Source organism: Cryobacterium sp. (assembly GCF_025463825.1).
GTDB lineage: Bacteria > Actinomycetota > Actinomycetes > Actinomycetales > Microbacteriaceae > Cryobacterium.
Genome location: NZ_JAODBG010000145.1, coordinates 1 through 15,824, shown reverse-complemented (window position 1 = coordinate 15,824; position 15,824 = coordinate 1). Strand labels below are relative to the sequence as shown.

Annotated in this window: 15 protein-coding genes; 6 read left to right on the top strand and 9 right to left on the bottom strand. The window is 71.4% G+C overall.

Annotated elements, in window-relative coordinates:
* The 3 genes from JWP54_RS17480 to JWP54_RS17470 form a co-directional block, all read right to left on the bottom strand.
* Positions 1-730, bottom strand: a 730-nt coding sequence (locus JWP54_RS17480; protein ID WP_297374864.1) for a fructose PTS transporter subunit IIA, incomplete at its 3' end; no start/stop codon positions are given.
* A complete protein-coding gene (locus tag JWP54_RS17475) occupies positions 727-1,698 on the bottom strand; it encodes a 1-phosphofructokinase family hexose kinase (RefSeq protein ID WP_297374863.1) in 972 nt (323 codons plus the stop codon). The genes JWP54_RS17480 and JWP54_RS17475, both read right to left, overlap by 4 nt.
* Positions 1,695-2,483 carry a DeoR/GlpR family DNA-binding transcription regulator gene (locus JWP54_RS17470; RefSeq protein ID WP_297374861.1) on the bottom strand — a complete coding sequence of 263 codons (789 nt, stop codon included), beginning with the start codon at positions 2,481-2,483 and terminating at the stop codon, positions 1,695-1,697. Before JWP54_RS17470 ends, JWP54_RS17475 begins: the two co-directional genes overlap by 4 nt.
* 277 nt (positions 2,484-2,760) lie before the next feature.
* Here JWP54_RS17470 and JWP54_RS17465 point away from each other — a divergent pair, with 277 nt between their 5' ends.
* From JWP54_RS17465 to JWP54_RS17445, 5 genes are all read left to right on the top strand, one after another.
* Positions 2,761-3,711 (top strand): DUF559 domain-containing protein, encoded by a 951-nt coding sequence (locus tag JWP54_RS17465; protein WP_297374859.1) that lies wholly within the window; start codon positions 2,761-2,763, stop codon positions 3,709-3,711.
* A gap of 71 nt (positions 3,712-3,782) precedes the next feature.
* Positions 3,783-4,925, top strand: a complete 1,143-nt coding sequence (locus JWP54_RS17460) for an exonuclease SbcCD subunit D (protein WP_297374856.1) — start codon at positions 3,783-3,785, stop codon at positions 4,923-4,925.
* Entirely contained in the window at positions 4,922-7,984 is a 3,063-nt protein-coding gene (locus JWP54_RS17455) for an SMC family ATPase (protein ID WP_297374853.1), read from the top strand. The genes JWP54_RS17460 and JWP54_RS17455 overlap by 4 nt, the downstream gene beginning before the upstream one ends.
* A gap of 77 nt (positions 7,985-8,061) precedes the next feature.
* Positions 8,062-9,321 carry a trypsin-like peptidase domain-containing protein gene (locus tag JWP54_RS17450; RefSeq protein WP_297374850.1) on the top strand — a complete coding sequence of 420 codons (1,260 nt, stop codon included), beginning with the start codon at positions 8,062-8,064 and terminating at the stop codon, positions 9,319-9,321.
* Between the two features lie 162 nt (positions 9,322-9,483).
* Positions 9,484-9,732 carry a DUF2834 domain-containing protein gene (locus tag JWP54_RS17445; RefSeq protein ID WP_367274240.1) on the top strand — a complete coding sequence of 83 codons (249 nt, stop codon included), beginning with the start codon at positions 9,484-9,486 and terminating at the stop codon, positions 9,730-9,732.
* Positions 9,733-9,735: 3 nt separating this feature from the next.
* On the opposite strand, the gene JWP54_RS17440 is transcribed toward JWP54_RS17445, so the two are convergent.
* The 5 genes from JWP54_RS17440 to JWP54_RS17420 form a co-directional block, all read right to left on the bottom strand.
* Positions 9,736-9,939, bottom strand: coding sequence for a hypothetical protein (locus JWP54_RS17440; RefSeq protein ID WP_297374847.1), 204 nt, complete (start codon positions 9,937-9,939; stop codon positions 9,736-9,738).
* 163 nt (positions 9,940-10,102) lie between these two features.
* Positions 10,103-10,798: a Pr6Pr family membrane protein gene (locus JWP54_RS17435; protein ID WP_297374844.1), complete on the bottom strand. Its 696-nt coding sequence runs from the start codon at positions 10,796-10,798 to the stop codon at positions 10,103-10,105.
* Between the two features lie 71 nt (positions 10,799-10,869).
* Entirely contained in the window at positions 10,870-11,709 is an 840-nt protein-coding gene (locus JWP54_RS17430) for an amino acid ABC transporter ATP-binding protein (protein WP_297374840.1), read from the bottom strand.
* Positions 11,696-12,319 carry an amino acid ABC transporter permease gene (locus JWP54_RS17425; RefSeq protein WP_297374865.1) on the bottom strand — a complete coding sequence of 208 codons (624 nt, stop codon included), beginning with the start codon at positions 12,317-12,319 and terminating at the stop codon, positions 11,696-11,698. Before JWP54_RS17425 ends, JWP54_RS17430 begins: the two co-directional genes overlap by 14 nt.
* 41 nt (positions 12,320-12,360) lie before the next feature.
* Positions 12,361-13,182 carry an amino acid ABC transporter substrate-binding protein gene (locus JWP54_RS17420; protein ID WP_297374837.1) on the bottom strand — a complete coding sequence of 274 codons (822 nt, stop codon included), beginning with the start codon at positions 13,180-13,182 and terminating at the stop codon, positions 12,361-12,363.
* Between the two features lie 103 nt (positions 13,183-13,285).
* On the opposite strand from JWP54_RS17420, the gene JWP54_RS17415 reads away from it, so the two are divergent.
* Complete coding sequence (locus JWP54_RS17415) at positions 13,286-14,413, top strand: ADP-ribosylglycohydrolase family protein (protein ID WP_367274239.1); 1,128 nt, start codon at positions 13,286-13,288, stop codon at positions 14,411-14,413.
* A 19-nt stretch (positions 14,414-14,432) separates the two neighbouring features.
* On the opposite strand, the gene JWP54_RS17410 is transcribed toward JWP54_RS17415, so the two are convergent.
* On the bottom strand, positions 14,433-15,824 hold a 1,392-nt coding region (locus tag JWP54_RS17410; protein WP_297374830.1), incomplete at its 5' end, for a helicase-related protein.

The following is a 15,824-nucleotide window of genomic DNA, read 5'->3' as shown; positions in this document are numbered from 1 at the left end:
CGACGGCGGCGTCGATGACCGAGGCGGCCAACGGGGTCGCTCCGGCGGAACCATGGGTCTCGACCTGCAGGTCGATGCCCATCTCCTTCGCGGCGGCCACGAGAGCATCCGCGGCCATGTAGGTGTGCGCGATGCCGGTGGGGCAGGCGGTGACGGCAACGAGGCGGCGGGTGCCGGCGGCGGCAGTGCCGTCGGTGCCGGCCCCGGTGGGGGCTGCGGTGGCGCGCGGCGCGGCCGGGGCGGCTGCTCCGGCGGCCGAGGCTCCGGCGACCGCCGGAACGGGCGCGACGATGTCGGTGACCAGCTTCACGATCTCTTCGGGAGAGGTCGCGGCGCGCAGGGCTCGGGTGAAGTCGGCCTTCATCAGAGACCGGGCCAGCTTCGACAGGATCTTCAGGTGGTCCTGGTCGGCGCCCTCGGGGGCGGCGATCATGAAGATCAGGTCGGCGGGGCCGTCGGCGGACCCGAAGTCGACGGGCTGCGAGAGGCGGGCAACGGCCAGCGTCGGCTCGGTCACCGCGGAGGAGCGGCAGTGCGGGATCGCGAGTCCGCCGGGGATGCCGGTGGAAGTCTTCGCCTCGCGGGCGAGGGCGTCGGCGTACAGGCCCTCGATCTCGGTGGCCCGGCCCGCTCCGACCACGAGGCCGGCGAGGTGCCGGATCACGGTCGACGGTGCGTTCCCGAGGTTCTGGTCCAAAGCAACGAGCTCTGGGGTAATCAGTGCATTCACTGGTCATCCTCCTTTGGATGGGTGGCATAAGCCGTCACGGTGACGGCGCTGGGATCTGTTTGGGACACGGCCGGCACGGTTGAGCCGGGCAGGGACGCGGCAGCGGCGCCGTGGGCGACGGCCTGACGCAGGCAGTCCGGGGCGGATGCTCCGGCCAGGTCGCGGAGCAGGAAGCCTGCCAGCGAAGAATCTCCGGCGCCGACGGTGGAGACCGCGGCGATCGGGGGACGGGTGGCGAGCCAGTAGCCGGCGGCGGTGACCAGCAGCGCGCCCTGGGATCCCAGGGTGGCCAGCACGGCGCCGACCCCCGCGGTGATGAGGGTGTGCGCGGCGCGGGCGGCCAGGTGCGGGTCGGCCTCGAGGCTCTCCGGGTCGGCGATGCCGGTGAGCTCGGCCAACTCGTCGGCGTTGGGCTTGAGCAGGTCGGGGCCGGCGCTGATCGCCGCGGCCAGGGGAGCGCCGGAGGAGTCGATGGCGACCTTGGGGGCAGCCGAGCCGAACCGGGCACGGAGCGCCAGCGTGAGGTCGGCGTAGAAGGAGTCCGGCACCCCTGGCGGCAGTGACCCGGCCAGCACGAGCCAGCGGGCGCCGTCGGCCTTCTCGAGCACCAGCTCGATCAGGGCGGCCTGCTGCTCGGCGCTGAGCGCCGGGCCGGGTTCGTTGACCTTGGTGGTGGTGCCGTCGGGTTCGGTGATGGCGATGTTGCTGCGCAGGGTGGCATTGATCGGCAGGCCCAGGTGCGGGATGCCCTGCGCGGTGAGCGCGACGAGGACCGGGTCGGTGGCGTCGCCCGGCAGGATCGCCAGGCTCTCAATGCCGGATGCGGTGAGGGCGCGGCAGATGTTGACGCCCTTGCCCCCCGGCTCCTGGTGCGCGTCGACCGCGCGCTGCACGTCGCCGCGGCCGAGGGGGCCGGCGAGCTCGATGGTGCGGTCGAGGCTGGGGTTGGGGGTGAGTGTGACGATCATGCGATTACGACCTCGACATCCGCCGCGGCCAGGGCCTCGGCAAGTTTGGGGGAAGGGGGAGCGTCGGTGACGAGCGCGTCGATATCGCTCAGGGCGGCGAACCGGACCAGGGCCTCCTGGTCGAGCTTGGAGGAGTCGGCGAGGGCGACGACGCGGCGGGCGGAGCGCACGATGGCGGTCTTGACAGCGGCCTCGACGGAGTCGGGGGTGCTGAAGCCGAAGTCGGCGGCCACGCCGTTGGCGCCCACGAACGCGATGTCGGGGCGCATGGCGTCGAGCATCTGGGTGGTGCGGGTGCCCACGATCGCCCGGGTGAGGCCGCGCACCCGGCCGCCGAGGATCTGCAGCGAGATGGCCTCGTTGCCGGCGAGCTTGTAGGCGATGGGCAGCGCATTCGTGATGACCAGGAGCTGATCACCGGTCTTGGCAGGCGTCCAGTCGAGCAGGCGGTCGGCGAGGAGTTCGGTGGTGGTGCCGGAGTCCAGGATGATCGAGCCGGTAGTGCTCGCGGGGATCATGGCCAGCGCGGCGTCGGCGATGCGGGCCTTCTCGTCGTGGTGCTGACTCTGGCGCTCCTCGAGGCTGGGCTCGGACATGCTAAGCCGGTCGATGGCCACGGCGCCGCCGTGCACCCGGCGCAGGTGCCGGCTGAGTTCGAGCACGGAGAGGTCGCGGCGAACGGTCTCCGGCGTGATGTCGAAGCGGAGGGCGAGTTCGTTCACCGTGACACGGCTGCGGTCGGAGACCAGTTCGGCGATCATCGACTGACGCTCTTCGGCGAACATCGGGCCTCCTCGACGGTGAGAACTTCAGGGGGTGCGCACGGGAGGGTGCCCGGGACACTTTTGCTATGCCCGACATTAGCCCCGCTTCCCCGCGAAGTCAACACAAACACAGACAAACAAAGATCCGCGCGTGCGCCCAGCGCCGATGCGCAGCTCGTTTGCAAACTTCCCTCCTTCGATTCGGAAACGAAGGCAGGAAGTTTGCAATCGAGTTCGCTGGCTGACCACCTGTGGAGAGAACCGGCGGGGGAGTGGCGTGATGAGGCACTCTCGACCGGTGACCGCACGCATTCCGCTCCCCGACGGCTGGGCCGATCGCGCGTTCCGGATCGGCGATGCTGTCCGCGCCGGGGCGAGCACGTCGCGGCTCGACGGTGGCGACCTCGAGCGCCCGTTCTGGGGCGTCCGCGCTCCTGCAGCATTCACAGACTCGTCGGAGGGGAGCCGGCCGAAACTTCCGGTACGTCGCTCCGATGTCGAGGCGCTCTGCCGCGCCCTCCAGGTGCGGATGCGGCCGGACGCTTTCTTCACCCATGTCACCGCCGCGCTGTTGCTGGGTCTGCCCGTTCCGGGGCGGCTGGCCCGGCTCCGCCCGCTACATGTGGGTTGCGCCGCTCCAGGTCGGGCAATGCTCGCGCGGGACATCGTCGGCCACAGCATGCGGATCGATCCCGATGACCTCGTCGACCGCGGATTCCTCCGCCTCACCGGCCCGGCACGAACCTGGCTGGATCTCGCAGGGTCCCTCACCCTGGGGGAACTGGTGGCGATCGGTGACGCTCTCGTGCAGTGGCGATCCCCGCTCGTCACCCTGGGCGAGTTGGGCTCTGCCTTGGACCGGTACCCCAGCCGCAGCGGAATCAAACAAGCCCGCACCGCCCTCCCACTCCTGCGCACCCGCTCCGAATCGCCCCGCGAGTCCGTGCTCCGGGTGATCATCGTGCTGGCCGGCCTGCCCGAACCCGAGTGCAACCTCGAGGTGTTCGACGACGACGGGATCTTCCTGGCCAGGGGAGACCTGGTCTATCCCGAGTACAAGCTGTTCCTGGAATACCAGGGCGACCAGCACCGCACCGACCGCGCCCAGTGGCGCTCAGACATCCGCCGCACCGGCCGGCTGGAAGACAACGGCTGGCAGGTGCTGCAGTTCACCGACGACGACCTGCGCGACCCAACCGCGCTGGTGGCGCGCATCCGGCTGCGGTTGTCTGCCCGTGGCCGGGCCTGAGAATCCGACGGGGAACGCACACGCGCGCCGCGTGAACCGGTCGTGTCGGTGGCCGGAGGTAGCGTGAGAGCATGAAGATCCTGCACACGAGTGACTGGCATATCGGGCGCACCTTCCACACCCACTCGACCCTCGACCACCTGCGCGTCGTTCTCGACGGCCTGGTCGAGATCGTGCGTGACCGCGGCGTCGACGTGGTCGCCGTAGCCGGTGACGTCTTCGACTCCGCGACGCCCTCGGCCGACAGCTACGCCCTCCTCAGCGGCACCCTGCAGCGCCTGCACGCCACCGGCGCCAGGGTCGTGGTCACCAGCGGCAACCACGACTCCGCCACCCGCCTCGGCTTCCAGTCCGAGTGGGCGGGCCTGGCCGGCATCCACGTCATCACCGGGTTCGACCAGTACCGCACCCCGATCACCGTCGACGACGAGCACGGCCCGGTGCACTTCTACGGCATCCCGTTCCTCGAGCCGGCCCTGGTGCGGCACCACTACCCCGATGAGCTCCTCAAGACCCACGAACAGGTCCTCGGCCTTGCCATGCGCCAGGTGCGCACCGACCTCGCCGAGCGCGGCGGCCGGTCCGTGGTGCTCTCGCACTGCTTCGCGGCGGGCGTGGCCGCCAGCGACGTGGAGCGCGACATCAGCGCCGGCGGCCTGGACCTCGTACCGGTCAGCGTCTTCGACGGCCCGGACTACGTGGCACTGGGCCACATCCACGGCCGCGCCCGTCTCACCGACCGGGTGCGCTACTCCGGCGCCCCGCTGCACTACTCGTTCGCCGAGGCGGACAAGCCGCGCGGCGCCTGGCTGGTCGAACTCGATGCCGAGGGCCTGGGGGCCGTCGAGTGGGTCGACCTGCCGGTGCCCCGCCGCCTGAGCGTGCTCACCGGCGACCTGGCGGCGCTGGCCAACGACGCCGAGTTCGCTCAGGCCGAGGGCGACTGGGTCGCCGCCGTTCTGACCGACCAGGTGCGACCGTTGGACGGCATGCGCACCATGCAGGCGCGATTCCCGCACTGCGTCGCCCTGGAGCACCGCCCGGCAATCACCACCACCCCCGCGGCCGCCACCTACGCCGAACGCGTTCAGCACAAGAGCGACCCCGAGATCGTGGCCGGGTTCCTGGAATTCGTGCGCAACGGCGTGGGCCAGAGCGACTTCGAGCGCGACCTGGTCGCCGAGGTGCTCGCGAGGGCGGAGGCCTCGGCATGAAGATCACCAGGTTGCGCATCGCCGGATTCGGCCCGTACAAGACCGAACAGGAGGTGGATTTCACCCGCTTCGATGCCGACGGGATCTTCCTCATCACCGGCAAGACCGGGGCGGGCAAGTCCAGCATCTTGGACGCCATCTGCTTCGCCCTGTACGGCTCGGTGCCGCGCTTCGACGGCAGCGAACTGCGGCTCCGCAGCGACCACTGCGACCCCGCCGACCCGAGCTTCGTCGAACTCGAATTCACCCTCAAGGGCGACACCTACCGGGTCTACCGCACCCCACGCTTCGAAAAGCCCAAGAAGCGCGGCGTCGGCACCACCACGGCACAGCCGGATGCCCGCCTCGACCGACTCGACACCCTCACCGGGGACTGGGTCGGCATCGCCGCCCGCCCGGTGGATGTGGGCAACGAACTCAGTCTCATCCTGCCGCTCAAGCAGGACCAGTTCCTGCAGGTGATCCTGCTCGCCCAGAACCGGTTCCAGCGGTTCCTGCTGGCCAAGACCGATGACCGGCTCACCGTGCTGCGCACCCTTTTCGGCACCCTGCGGTTCCAGCAGCTGGAGGCGGAACTGCTCGCCCGCCGCAAGGCCCTCGACGACGAGCTGTCGCTCGTGCGCCACGAGATCGACGGCCTCGTGGCAGCGACGCTGCGGCAGGCATGGCGGGACGCGGACGCGGCGGACGAGAACGCGGACCCGGCCGTTGCGCCGGACCAGCCGGCCCAGCCGGCCCAGCCCGACCAGCCGGACCTCGGTTGGTTCGAGGCGGCCCTGCGGGGCCTCGAGGAACGCGTGGCCACCCAGTCCGGCCATGCCGAGACCGCCACCGCTGCGCTGGCCGCCGCGACCGTGGAGTACGAGAGCGCCGAGGACCTCCGCCGCCGGCAGGACCGCCGGGACGCGGCCGCGCGCACCCTGACCGCGCTCGACGCGAGCGCACCGGAGATCCTCACCCGGCGGGAAGCCCTGCGGCTGGCCGAGCACGCCGCCAGGGTCTGGCCGCAGGTGCGGGCCCGCCGGGACGCCGAGGCGGACGTTGCCGCCGCCGCGGTGGCCGAGACCGCCGCGCGAGCGGCGTGGCAACAGAGCCTGACCGCACCCGCGGATGCCGCCGCCGATGCCGACGCCCTTGGCGCACTGATCGACGACCGGCTGCGCCAGCTCGGTGGCCTGGACGACATCCTCGCCGAGGAAGGCCGGTTGCCCGGCCTCCAGGCGCAGATCACCGACCTCGAGAGCCGCTCCGCCGACCACGTGCGGGCCCTCGACATCGCCCGGCTGCTGCTGCTCGCCCTGCCGGAGCGGATCGACGCCGCGACGGACGCCCTCGCCGAGGCAACCCTCGCTGCCGCCCGCGCCCCCGAAGCGGAGGCCGCGCTGGCGCGGGCAGAAACCGCGCTGGCCGCGGCCGAAGATGTGCGCCGGCTGGAAACCGAGCTGGTGGGGGTGCACCGTGCCGAGCGGGAGGCCGTGGCACTGAACACCGCGGCCGCCGTGCGATACCAGGACCTCGTCGACGCGAGGCTCGGGGGCTTCGCCGTTGAGCTCGCCGCCTCCCTCGAGGACGGCGCTCCGTGCGCGGTCTGCGGCGCCACCGAGCACCCGGCACCGATGACGGGCGACACCGAACCCGTCACCGAGGCCGACCTGGCCGACGCCCGGAGCCTGATGGGGCGCCGGCAGCTCGCCGTCGACGCCGCCCGCGCCGAGTCCCAGCAGGTCGCCACCCGGCTCACCGAAGCCCGAACCCGGGCCGGCGGAGCCGACACGGCTGACGTCGACGCTGACCTCGACGCCGAACTCGACGCAGCCCTCCGGCAGGCGCAGGATGCGTTGGCCGCGGCCACGAAGCAGCTCGCCCGGGTACCCGGCCTCGAAGCCGGCCTCGCCCGGCTGCGCGCCGACCAGGCCGAAGCCCAGGCGGCTCTCGCCCCCCTGCAGCTGGCTCGGGACGAGGCCACCGTGCAGCTGGCCCGGCTCCGCACCGAACACGAGAGCATCGAGGCCAGGGTGCACGCGCAGCGGGCCGGCTTCGGCACCGTCACCGAGCGGGCCGGCGCCCTGCGGGCCGAACTCGACGCCGCCCGGGCGCTGGCCGACGCGCTGGCTCGCGCGGCGGCCGCGCGGCGCACCGCGCAGGCCGCCGCCGACACGCTCACCCGGCAGTTGACCGAGGAGGGCTTCGCCGACGAAGCCGCGGCCGTCGCCGCCCGGCTCACCCCTCCGGAGGTGCAGGCCGGTCACGCCGTCATCCGCGCCCACGACGACGAGCACGCCGCAGCCCGCGGCGTGCTCGCCGAGCCGGCCCTGGCCGGGCTGCCCGCGGACCTCGTCGACGTGGCACCGGCCCGGCTCGCCCGCGATGCCGCTGCCGCCGCCCGTGACGCCGCCATCGCCCGCCGGGAATCACTGCGGGAGCGCGCCGCGGCCCTCACCGCACTCGTGGCGGATGCCCGGGCCCGGTTCGCCCTCGCCGCCGACCTGCTCGCCACCCAGGCCCAGGTACGCCAGCTCGCCGCCGTGGTGCACGGGGACGACCCCAACACCAAGCGCATGAAGCTGGAGACCTACGTCCTGGCCGCCCAACTCGAGGAGATCATCGCCGCCGCAAACAACCGGCTGCGCACGATGACCGGCGGCCGGTACGCCCTCGAGCACGACGACGCCCTGCAGTATCGCGGCAGTCAGGCCGGCCTCGGCCTGGCCATCCGCGACGAGCACACCGGCCGCGCAAGGGCCACGCACTCGCTCTCCGGCGGTGAGACGTTCCTGGCCTCACTGGCGCTCGCCCTCGGCCTGGCCGAGGTGGTCTCAAACCAGGCCGGCGGCATCGCACTGGACACCCTCTTCGTGGACGAGGGCTTCGGCTCCCTGGACGCCGAGACCCTGGAAACGGCCATGAGCACCCTGGACAGCCTGCGCGCCGGCGGCCGCACCATCGGCCTGATCAGCCACGTCGAGTCGATGAAGGAACAGATCCCGGCGAAACTGCAGATCCGGGTGACTCCGCAGGGGTACAGCGAAATCGACAGCGCATCCTTGGTCGTGTCATAGCCGGCACATAGCTTCGACGGCTTGTCTGGATCCAGACGCGAACCGGTTCCCCGGGCGCCCAGGAAAGGACACAGAGCATGAGCGAGTTCGACGCACCGGCAGAGACCACGACGGCCCACCACCAACGCTGGCGCACCGGCACCGTCGTGGCCATGGGCCTGGCGGCCGCGCTCGTGGTCGGCTCCGCCGGCACCGGTCTTGTCGTCGCCGCCACGGCCGTCGGGAGCCAGGTCGCCGCCGCCGCGGCCACCACCCAGACCGACACCACGGCCTCGAGCGATGCCACCGGTCCTGACAGCTACGGCGGCACCCAGTCCTTCGGCGGGCTGGCCGGCGGGGCCGGCGGCTACGGCGGCCAGAACGGCACGAGCGAGCCCGGCACAACCACCCTCGACACCACCACGGCCACCGACGCCCAGTCGGTCGGCGTCGTCGTGATCGACACCGCGCTCGACTACGAGGGCGCCGCTGCGGCGGGCACCGGCCTGGTCCTCACCTCAGACGGCCGCATCCTCACCAACAATCACGTCGTGGCGGGCGCCAGCAGCATCACGGTGACCGTGGTCTCCACCGGCGTCGAGTACGTCGCCGAGGTCGTCGGTACCGACGCCACCGACGACATCGCCGTGCTCGAACTCGTCGACGCCAGCGGGCTCGCCGTGGCCGACCTCGACACCACGGGCGAGGTCGCCGTCGGCGACGCCGTCACCGGGGTGGGCAACGCCAACGGCACCGGCGACCTCACCGCCGCGGCCGGCACCGTGCTCAGCCTTGAGCAGTCCATCACCGCGCAGAGCTCCGACGGTTCCGACGCCGAGGACCTCACCGGCCTGATCGAGGTCGACGCCGACATCGAGTCCGGCGAATCCGGTGGACCGCTCTACGACGCCGACGGCGAGGTCATCGGCATCGACACCGCCGCCTCCTCCGGCACCACGAACGTCACCGGCTATGCGATCCCCATCGAAGACGCCCTCGTGATCGTCGACGCCATCGACGCGGCCGCCGCCACCGGCGTGGACACCGACACCATCTCGGTGGGCTACCCCGCGTTCCTCGGCATCGCCCTGGGTTCGACCACCAGAACCGGCACGACGACTGACTCGGACACCGCTCTCGTCGGCGGCGTCATCGCGGACACTCCGGCCGAGACCATCGGACTCACCGCCGGCGACACCATCACCGCCGTCGACGGCACCGGCGTCGCCACCGCGACCGCGCTCTCGGCGACCCTGGCCGGCTACGAGCCCGGCGACACCGTCACGATCGACTGGGTGGATGCCGCCGGCGCCGCGCACAGCGCCGACGCCACCCTGATCGCCGGACCGGTCGGCTGAAACGCGTGTGCCGCGATCGAGCAGATCGCGGCACACTGGGGGGTATGAGCCTCGCAGCCCAGCACCCCGCAGACGCCCGCGCCACCGCCGGTGCTGGACCACCCCCGTCTTCGTCTACCTCGCCCTCGCCGTGGTCGGCCTGATCGGCACCGTGACCTGGAAGTGCAGGCGGTCCTCGAGGCGCGGAACTTCCTCGCCGACTGGACCATGAGCGGTCCGGCCGTCTCCTCGCTGACCACGGACCTCCTGGTCGCGTTCATCGCCGGCAGCATCCTGATCCTCGTCGAGGCCCGCCGGCTCCGCATGAAGGCCGGCTGGGCGTATGTGCTGCTCGGGCTGTTCGTCGCGTTCGCGTTCGCGTTCCCACTGTTCCTCGCCATGCGCGAACGCAAGCTGGTGCTCGCGCGCTGAGCCTCAGCTCACGTCCCCGGCCGCGAGACCGGCCTCATCGCCGGCGAACCGCTCCCGCAGGGCATGGAACTGCGACACCGTGAGCCCGTGCCGGAGGAGGTACGCTTCGGGGCCGCCGAGCGCGCCGATGGCTGCCAGGGTGTCCAACAGGGCGAGCGGATCCGCATCCGTGGTCAGCGTGGCGGCCACGGCGTCGCCGGTTCCCACCCCCGCGGCGAGCAGCGCCAGGGCGAGGATCAGGCCGGTGCGACGGCGGCGGCCAGTTCCCGGCCGCGCTGGGCGACCAGGTCGGCGGAGGCTCGCTCCCGGTCGGTGGCTGGGGGTGTCATGCCGGCTAGTGTCCCGCGCCGAGGTGAACGGCAGGTGACGCTCAGGCGGGGTCGCTGGCCAGGGCCAGGGAGCCGCGGCGCCCGATCCGGCTCACACCGATTGCCGCGGCCGAGATGAGAACGATCACCACGGCGATCACGACGATGTGCAGCAGCACCGACGGCCAGCCGCCCGGTTCGTCGGGGTTGAGGAACGGATAGGTCCACCAGTCGGTGAACGTCCCGCGCAGCAGGGCATAGGCCAGCCAGGTCAGCGGGTAGACCAGGGCGAACCCGATCGCCTTCCAGGCCAGCGCCGGGCGGCCGGGAGCCAGCAGCCAGTCCAGCACGATCAGGGTCGGCGCCCACACGTGCAGGATCTCGTTGGGCCAGCCGATGCCCTCGAAACTGCCATCGGAGGGCAGGTTGCGCAGCAGCAGATTGTAGACCACGCCGGTGATCACGGAGTACGACAGCGTCGACATCCGCACCCGGGCCAGCAGTTCGGGCTCGGCGGCCACGCGCAGGGCGAACACGCCACCCACCGAGAGCACGACCACGTTCATCAGGGCGGACTGGATGGTGAAGAAGCCGAAGTAGCCGGCCGCATCGAAGGCGTTGTTGAGGAGCTGGTCGGTGATCTGGGTGATGATCGCCGTCAACACGAGTGCGGCCAGCAGGATGCGCAGCACTCCCACCACCCGTCGGAACGGGGAGAGTCGATCGTGGGCCCTGGCAGGCACGGCTGGAGAATTCACCTGTTCAGGTTATGCCACCGGCGACGCCGGCCACCGCGACGAGAAAGGCCTGTGCCTGGAAAGGCCTGTGCCTAGAAGGGGAAGAGCAGCCGGTGCAGGAACTGCCGGGTGCGCTCGTGCTGCGGGTTCCGCAGCATCTCCCGGGGGTCGCCGTGTTCCACGATGGTGCCACCATCGACGAAGGCGACCTCCGTGGCCACCTCCCGGGCGAACTCGAGCTCGTGGGTGACGATCACCATGGTCCAGCCCTCGCCGGCGAGCTCCTTGATCAGCCGGAGCACGTCACCGACGAGTTCGGGGTCGAGGGCGCTGGTGGGCTCGTCGAAGAGCAGCAGGGTGGGGCGGAGCGCCAGGGCGCGCACGATGCCCACCCGCTGCTGTTGGCCGCCGGAGAGCTCGAACGGGTAGCTGTCCCGCTTCTCGGCGAGTCCGACCCGTTCGAGCAGGGCCAGCGCTTCGGCTTCCACCTCGGCGCGAGGGCGGCGCTGCACGACGAGCGGACCCTCCATCACGTTCTCGAGGACGGTCTTGTGCGGAAACAGGTTGTAGTGCTGGAAGACCATGGCGGAACGGTCACGCAGGGTGCCGAGTGCCTTCTTGGGCACGCCGGCGCGGGAGCCGTGCGCCCGGGCGAAGTCGATGACCACGGGCGCGTGCGACGCGTCCTGGGCGCCGACGATCTCGATGGTGCCGCCGTCGGCGATCTCGAGGCCGTTCAGGCAGCGCAGCACCGTGGTCTTGCCCGAACCGGACGGCCCGATCAGGGCCAGCACCTCGCCGCGCGCGACGGTGAGGTCGACGGATTTCAGGACCTGGTTGGCCCCGAAGCTCTTCCGCAGGCCGCGAACCGTGAGCAGCGCCGGGGTGGGCCCGGCGGCGGGCGACGCGGCGGGGAATTCAGTGGGCGACATAACGGTCCAATCGCTTCTCGAGCACGCCCTGGCCGCTGGAGAGCACCAGGCAGATGACCCAGTACAGCAGCGCAGCCTCGAGGTAGAGAGCCATGAACTGTCCGCTGAACGCGGCCACCTGCTGGGCCTCGCGGAACAGCTCGGTGACGAGGATCAGCGAGGCCAGGGAGGTGTCCTTGACGAGGCTGATGAAGGTGTTGGACAGCGGCGGCACCGACACCCGTGCCGCCTGCGGCAGGATGATGCGGGTCAGGGCGCGCCGATGCGACATGCCGATCATGTAGGCGGCCTCCCACTGCCCCTTGGGCACCGAGAGGATGGCCGCGCGGATGACCTCGGCCGCGTAACCGCCGACGTTGATCGAGAAGGCGATGATCGCACTGGGCCAGGGGTCGATGACCACGCCGATCGAGGGCAACCCGTAGAAAATCACGAACAGCTGCACGAGCAGCGGCGTGCCGCGCACCAGGGAGATGTAGACCCGGGCGATCGAGGACAGCCAGCTCCGTCGGGACAGCCGCATCAGTGCCACGGCCAGCGCCAGCACCAGCCCGATGGCGAAGGAGGCCAGCGCCAGGGGGATGGTTCCGGTGATGGCGCCCTGGATCATCGGCCACAGCGAATCCAGCAGGAGCTGCCAGGTGGAGTCGGTCACTGCGAGACGTCGGCCCCGAAGTAGGTGTCGGAGATCGAGGCCAGGGTGCCGTCTTCGCTCAACGTGGCGAGGGCGTCAGACACGGCCTCGGCCAGCGCGGTGCCGTCCTTGGCGAAGGCGAAGGCGCTCTCGGAGCGGTCCTCGGTCTCGGCCGCGATCTTGAGGCCGGCGGCGCCGGTCTGCTTCTTGTAGTCGAGGTAGGTGAGCTTGTCGTTGATGGTGGCATCCACGCGGCCCTGCTCGACCAGCGCCACGGACTGCGCCCAGCCCTCGACGCCCTGCACGGTGGCGCCGCTCTCGGTCGCAAGGGCGTTCCAGTTACTGGTGAGCGACTGTGCCGTGGTCTTGCCGGCGAGGTCGTCGAACGAGGTGATGTCGGTGTTGGCTTCCGGCACGACGATGACGCCGGTGGAGAAGGTGTACGGGGTGGAGAAGACGTAGGACTCCTCGCGCTCCGGGGTGATCGACACCTGATTGGCGATGGTGTCGAACCGGCCGGCCTCCAGGCCGGCGAAGATCGCGTCCCACTGGGTCTCTTCGAATTCGGCCTCGACGCCGAGCTGGTCGGCGACGGCACGGGCCACCTCCACGTCATACCCGGTCAGATCGCCGGAGCCGTCGGCGTGGTACGAGAACGGCCGGTAGGTGCCTTCGGTGCCGATGGTCAGGGTGCCGGATTCCAGGACCGAGCTGAGCGAATCGTCGAGGGTGCCGGCGCTGGAATCGTCATTCGGAGCTGCGGAGGAGCCGCTGCATCCGGCCAGGGCGACCACCGCTGCGAAGGAGAGGACGGTTGCTGTGGTGAATTTGCGCATCATGTGTCGGTTCATCCTGGTGTTGGTTTGGGAGGCGGGTGGCGGCGGATCTGCTCACCGTAGGATAACAAGTCCCGGGCTGGATCGAATATTCCGATGACGCTCGATGACACGGTTTGACCCCCTGACTGGGCGCGTCCAGCCACCTGTCGGCAGGGAGGCTTTCGGCATAGGCTGCCGCCGTCGCACTCAACCCGAAGGAGTACGCGTGAAATTGTCGATGCTTCAACATGATCGTTCGTCCGCTGTTTTGCTGGGCATGGCCTGTGGGGATGCCCTGGGAGCGGGGTACGCCTTCGCCGGTCCATTACCTCCGGATGTCCCCATCGGCATGCGCGGAGACTCGGACGGTGACGTCGCAGGCCGGTCGGCCACCGGGGCGCACTGGGCGGCGGGAGAGTGGTCCGACTACACGGCCCTCGCCGTGCCCGTGGCCCAGGCGGCCGCCGACGGACTGGACCTGAGCGCGGAATCCACCCTCGACATCATCGCCGCCGAGTGGGTGGATTGGGCCACCACCGCGCCCTTCGCCGGCCTGCAGCTCGAGGCGGCGCTGGCCGGGTCCGACCCGACTGCCGCCGGCGTGCGCCGGAAAGCGCGGGAGCAACACGGCCGCCTCGGCCGCAGCGCCGGCAGCGGATGCCTGCTGCGCACCGCGCCAGTGGCGCTCGCGTACCTGCACGACCCCGGGGCTCTCGCGGCTGCCGCGCGCGAACTCAGCGACCTCACCCACTGCGAGACCGATGCCGGGGATGCTTGTGTGCTCTGGGGGCTCGCCATCCGACATGCCGTGCTCGAGGGCGAACTCGACATGCGCGTGGGCCTGGACGCCCTTCCACCCGCGCGCCGGCAGCTCTGGTCGGCTCGCCTCGTGCACGCGGAGGGCAGGCAACCGCGCGACTTCACGCGCAACGGCTGGGTTGTGCAGGCCCTGCAGGGCGCCTGGTCGGCGATCGTGCACACTCCTGACACGGATTCCTCCCAGTTCCGCCGGGGCCTGGAGACCGCCATCCGCGGCGGTGGCAACACCGACGCCGTGGCCGGGGCCGCCGGGGCGCTGCTCGCCGCCCGGTGGGGCCTGGCGGCCGTTCCGAGCGAGTGGCGCCGTCAGGTGCAGGGCTGGCCGGGGCTGCGCGGTGCCGATCTTGTACGCCTGTCGGTCTTCGCCGCCCACGGGCAGGACACCAACGAGGCCGGTGAGCGCAAGAACTTTCGACTCCACGTAGTCGGCTAGGCCGGTCGGCCTCAGCCCGTCAGGACCGCAGCGCCAGCGCGAACGGCAGTACTGCGGGCGCTCCGGCGCGCCGGAGCAACCGGCCGGCCACGGTCAGTGTCCACCGGCTGTCGCCGAGATCGTCGACCAGCAGCACCGGTCCGGTGGCGCCGGCCACGTTCTCGGCGAGCTCGTGGCCCACCTCGAAGGCGCCCCAGACGCTCGACAGCCGGTAGGCGCTGTTGCCGCCGGTCTCGCCGGTGGGTCCGGCGCCCACCAGGCTGACCGTGCCCAGCAGCGGCAGACGGCCGACCCGGCTCAGCTCGGCCGCCACCGACGCCACGAGCAACGGATGCCGGCGCGACGGCATGGCCACCACGCCGACGGGCCGCTCCGACCAGCCCCATTCGGCGAGCACCCGTACGCAGGCGGCCAGCAGGGCCGCCGATGCGGGCGCATCCGGGGTGCCGGGCGCGAAGACCTCCCGCAGGGTGTTGCCCCAGCCCAGGTCGGTGAGCCGGGCCAGTGCCCGGCCGGGCAGGATCCGGTCGCCGGGGTCGATGCGGCCCTTCGCGGCCACGCCGAGCCGGTCGGCGCCGGTGGGCCACTGGGCGCGCGGCTCCAGGGCCACACCCACCCGGTCGAGGGCGGAAGCGGCGGTGCTGGCGGCGCCGGCCAGCACCTCGGTGGGGTACCACGGTGCGGTGCAGTTGTCGCAGCGGCCACAGGGCACGGCGGTGTCGTCGTCGAGGGCGCGCTGCAGGAATTCCATGCGGCAGCCGGTGGTGCGCTCGTACTCGAGCATCGCGTTCTGCTCGTTCACCCGCGCGGCGCCGATGCGCTCGTACCGGTCGCTGTCGTAGACCCACGGTTGCCCGGTAGCCACCCAGCCGCCGGTGACCCGGCGCACGGCGCCGTCCACGTCGAGCACCTTGAGCAGCAGCTCGAGCGGGGAACGCCGCAGGTCCACCCTGGCCTCCAGCGCCGGGGTCGACAGCGGGGCGCCGCCCGTGGCGGCCAGGGCGTTGAGCACCGCCTCGGCCTTGTGCTGACTGGGCATCGACGAGGTGGCGAAGTACTGCCAGATGGCTTCGTCCTCCACCCCGGGCAACAGCAGCACATCGGCGTTCTCGGTGGCGCGGCCGGCGCGGCCGACCTGCTGGTAGTAGGCGACGGGGGAGCTGGGGGCGCCCAGGTGCAGCACGAAGCCGAGGTCGGGCTTGTCGAAGCCCATGCCGAGCGCGCTCGTCGCGACGAGCGCCTTGACGCGGTTGTGCTTGAGCGCCTGCTCGAGCCCCTCGCGCTCGCCGGCATCGGTGCGCCCGGTGTAGGCCTGCACCTCGTGGCCCGCCTCGCGCAGCAGCCGGGCGGTGTCCTCGGCCGCGGCCACGGTCAGCGCGTAGACGATCCCGGATCCGTGGAGGTCTCGGAG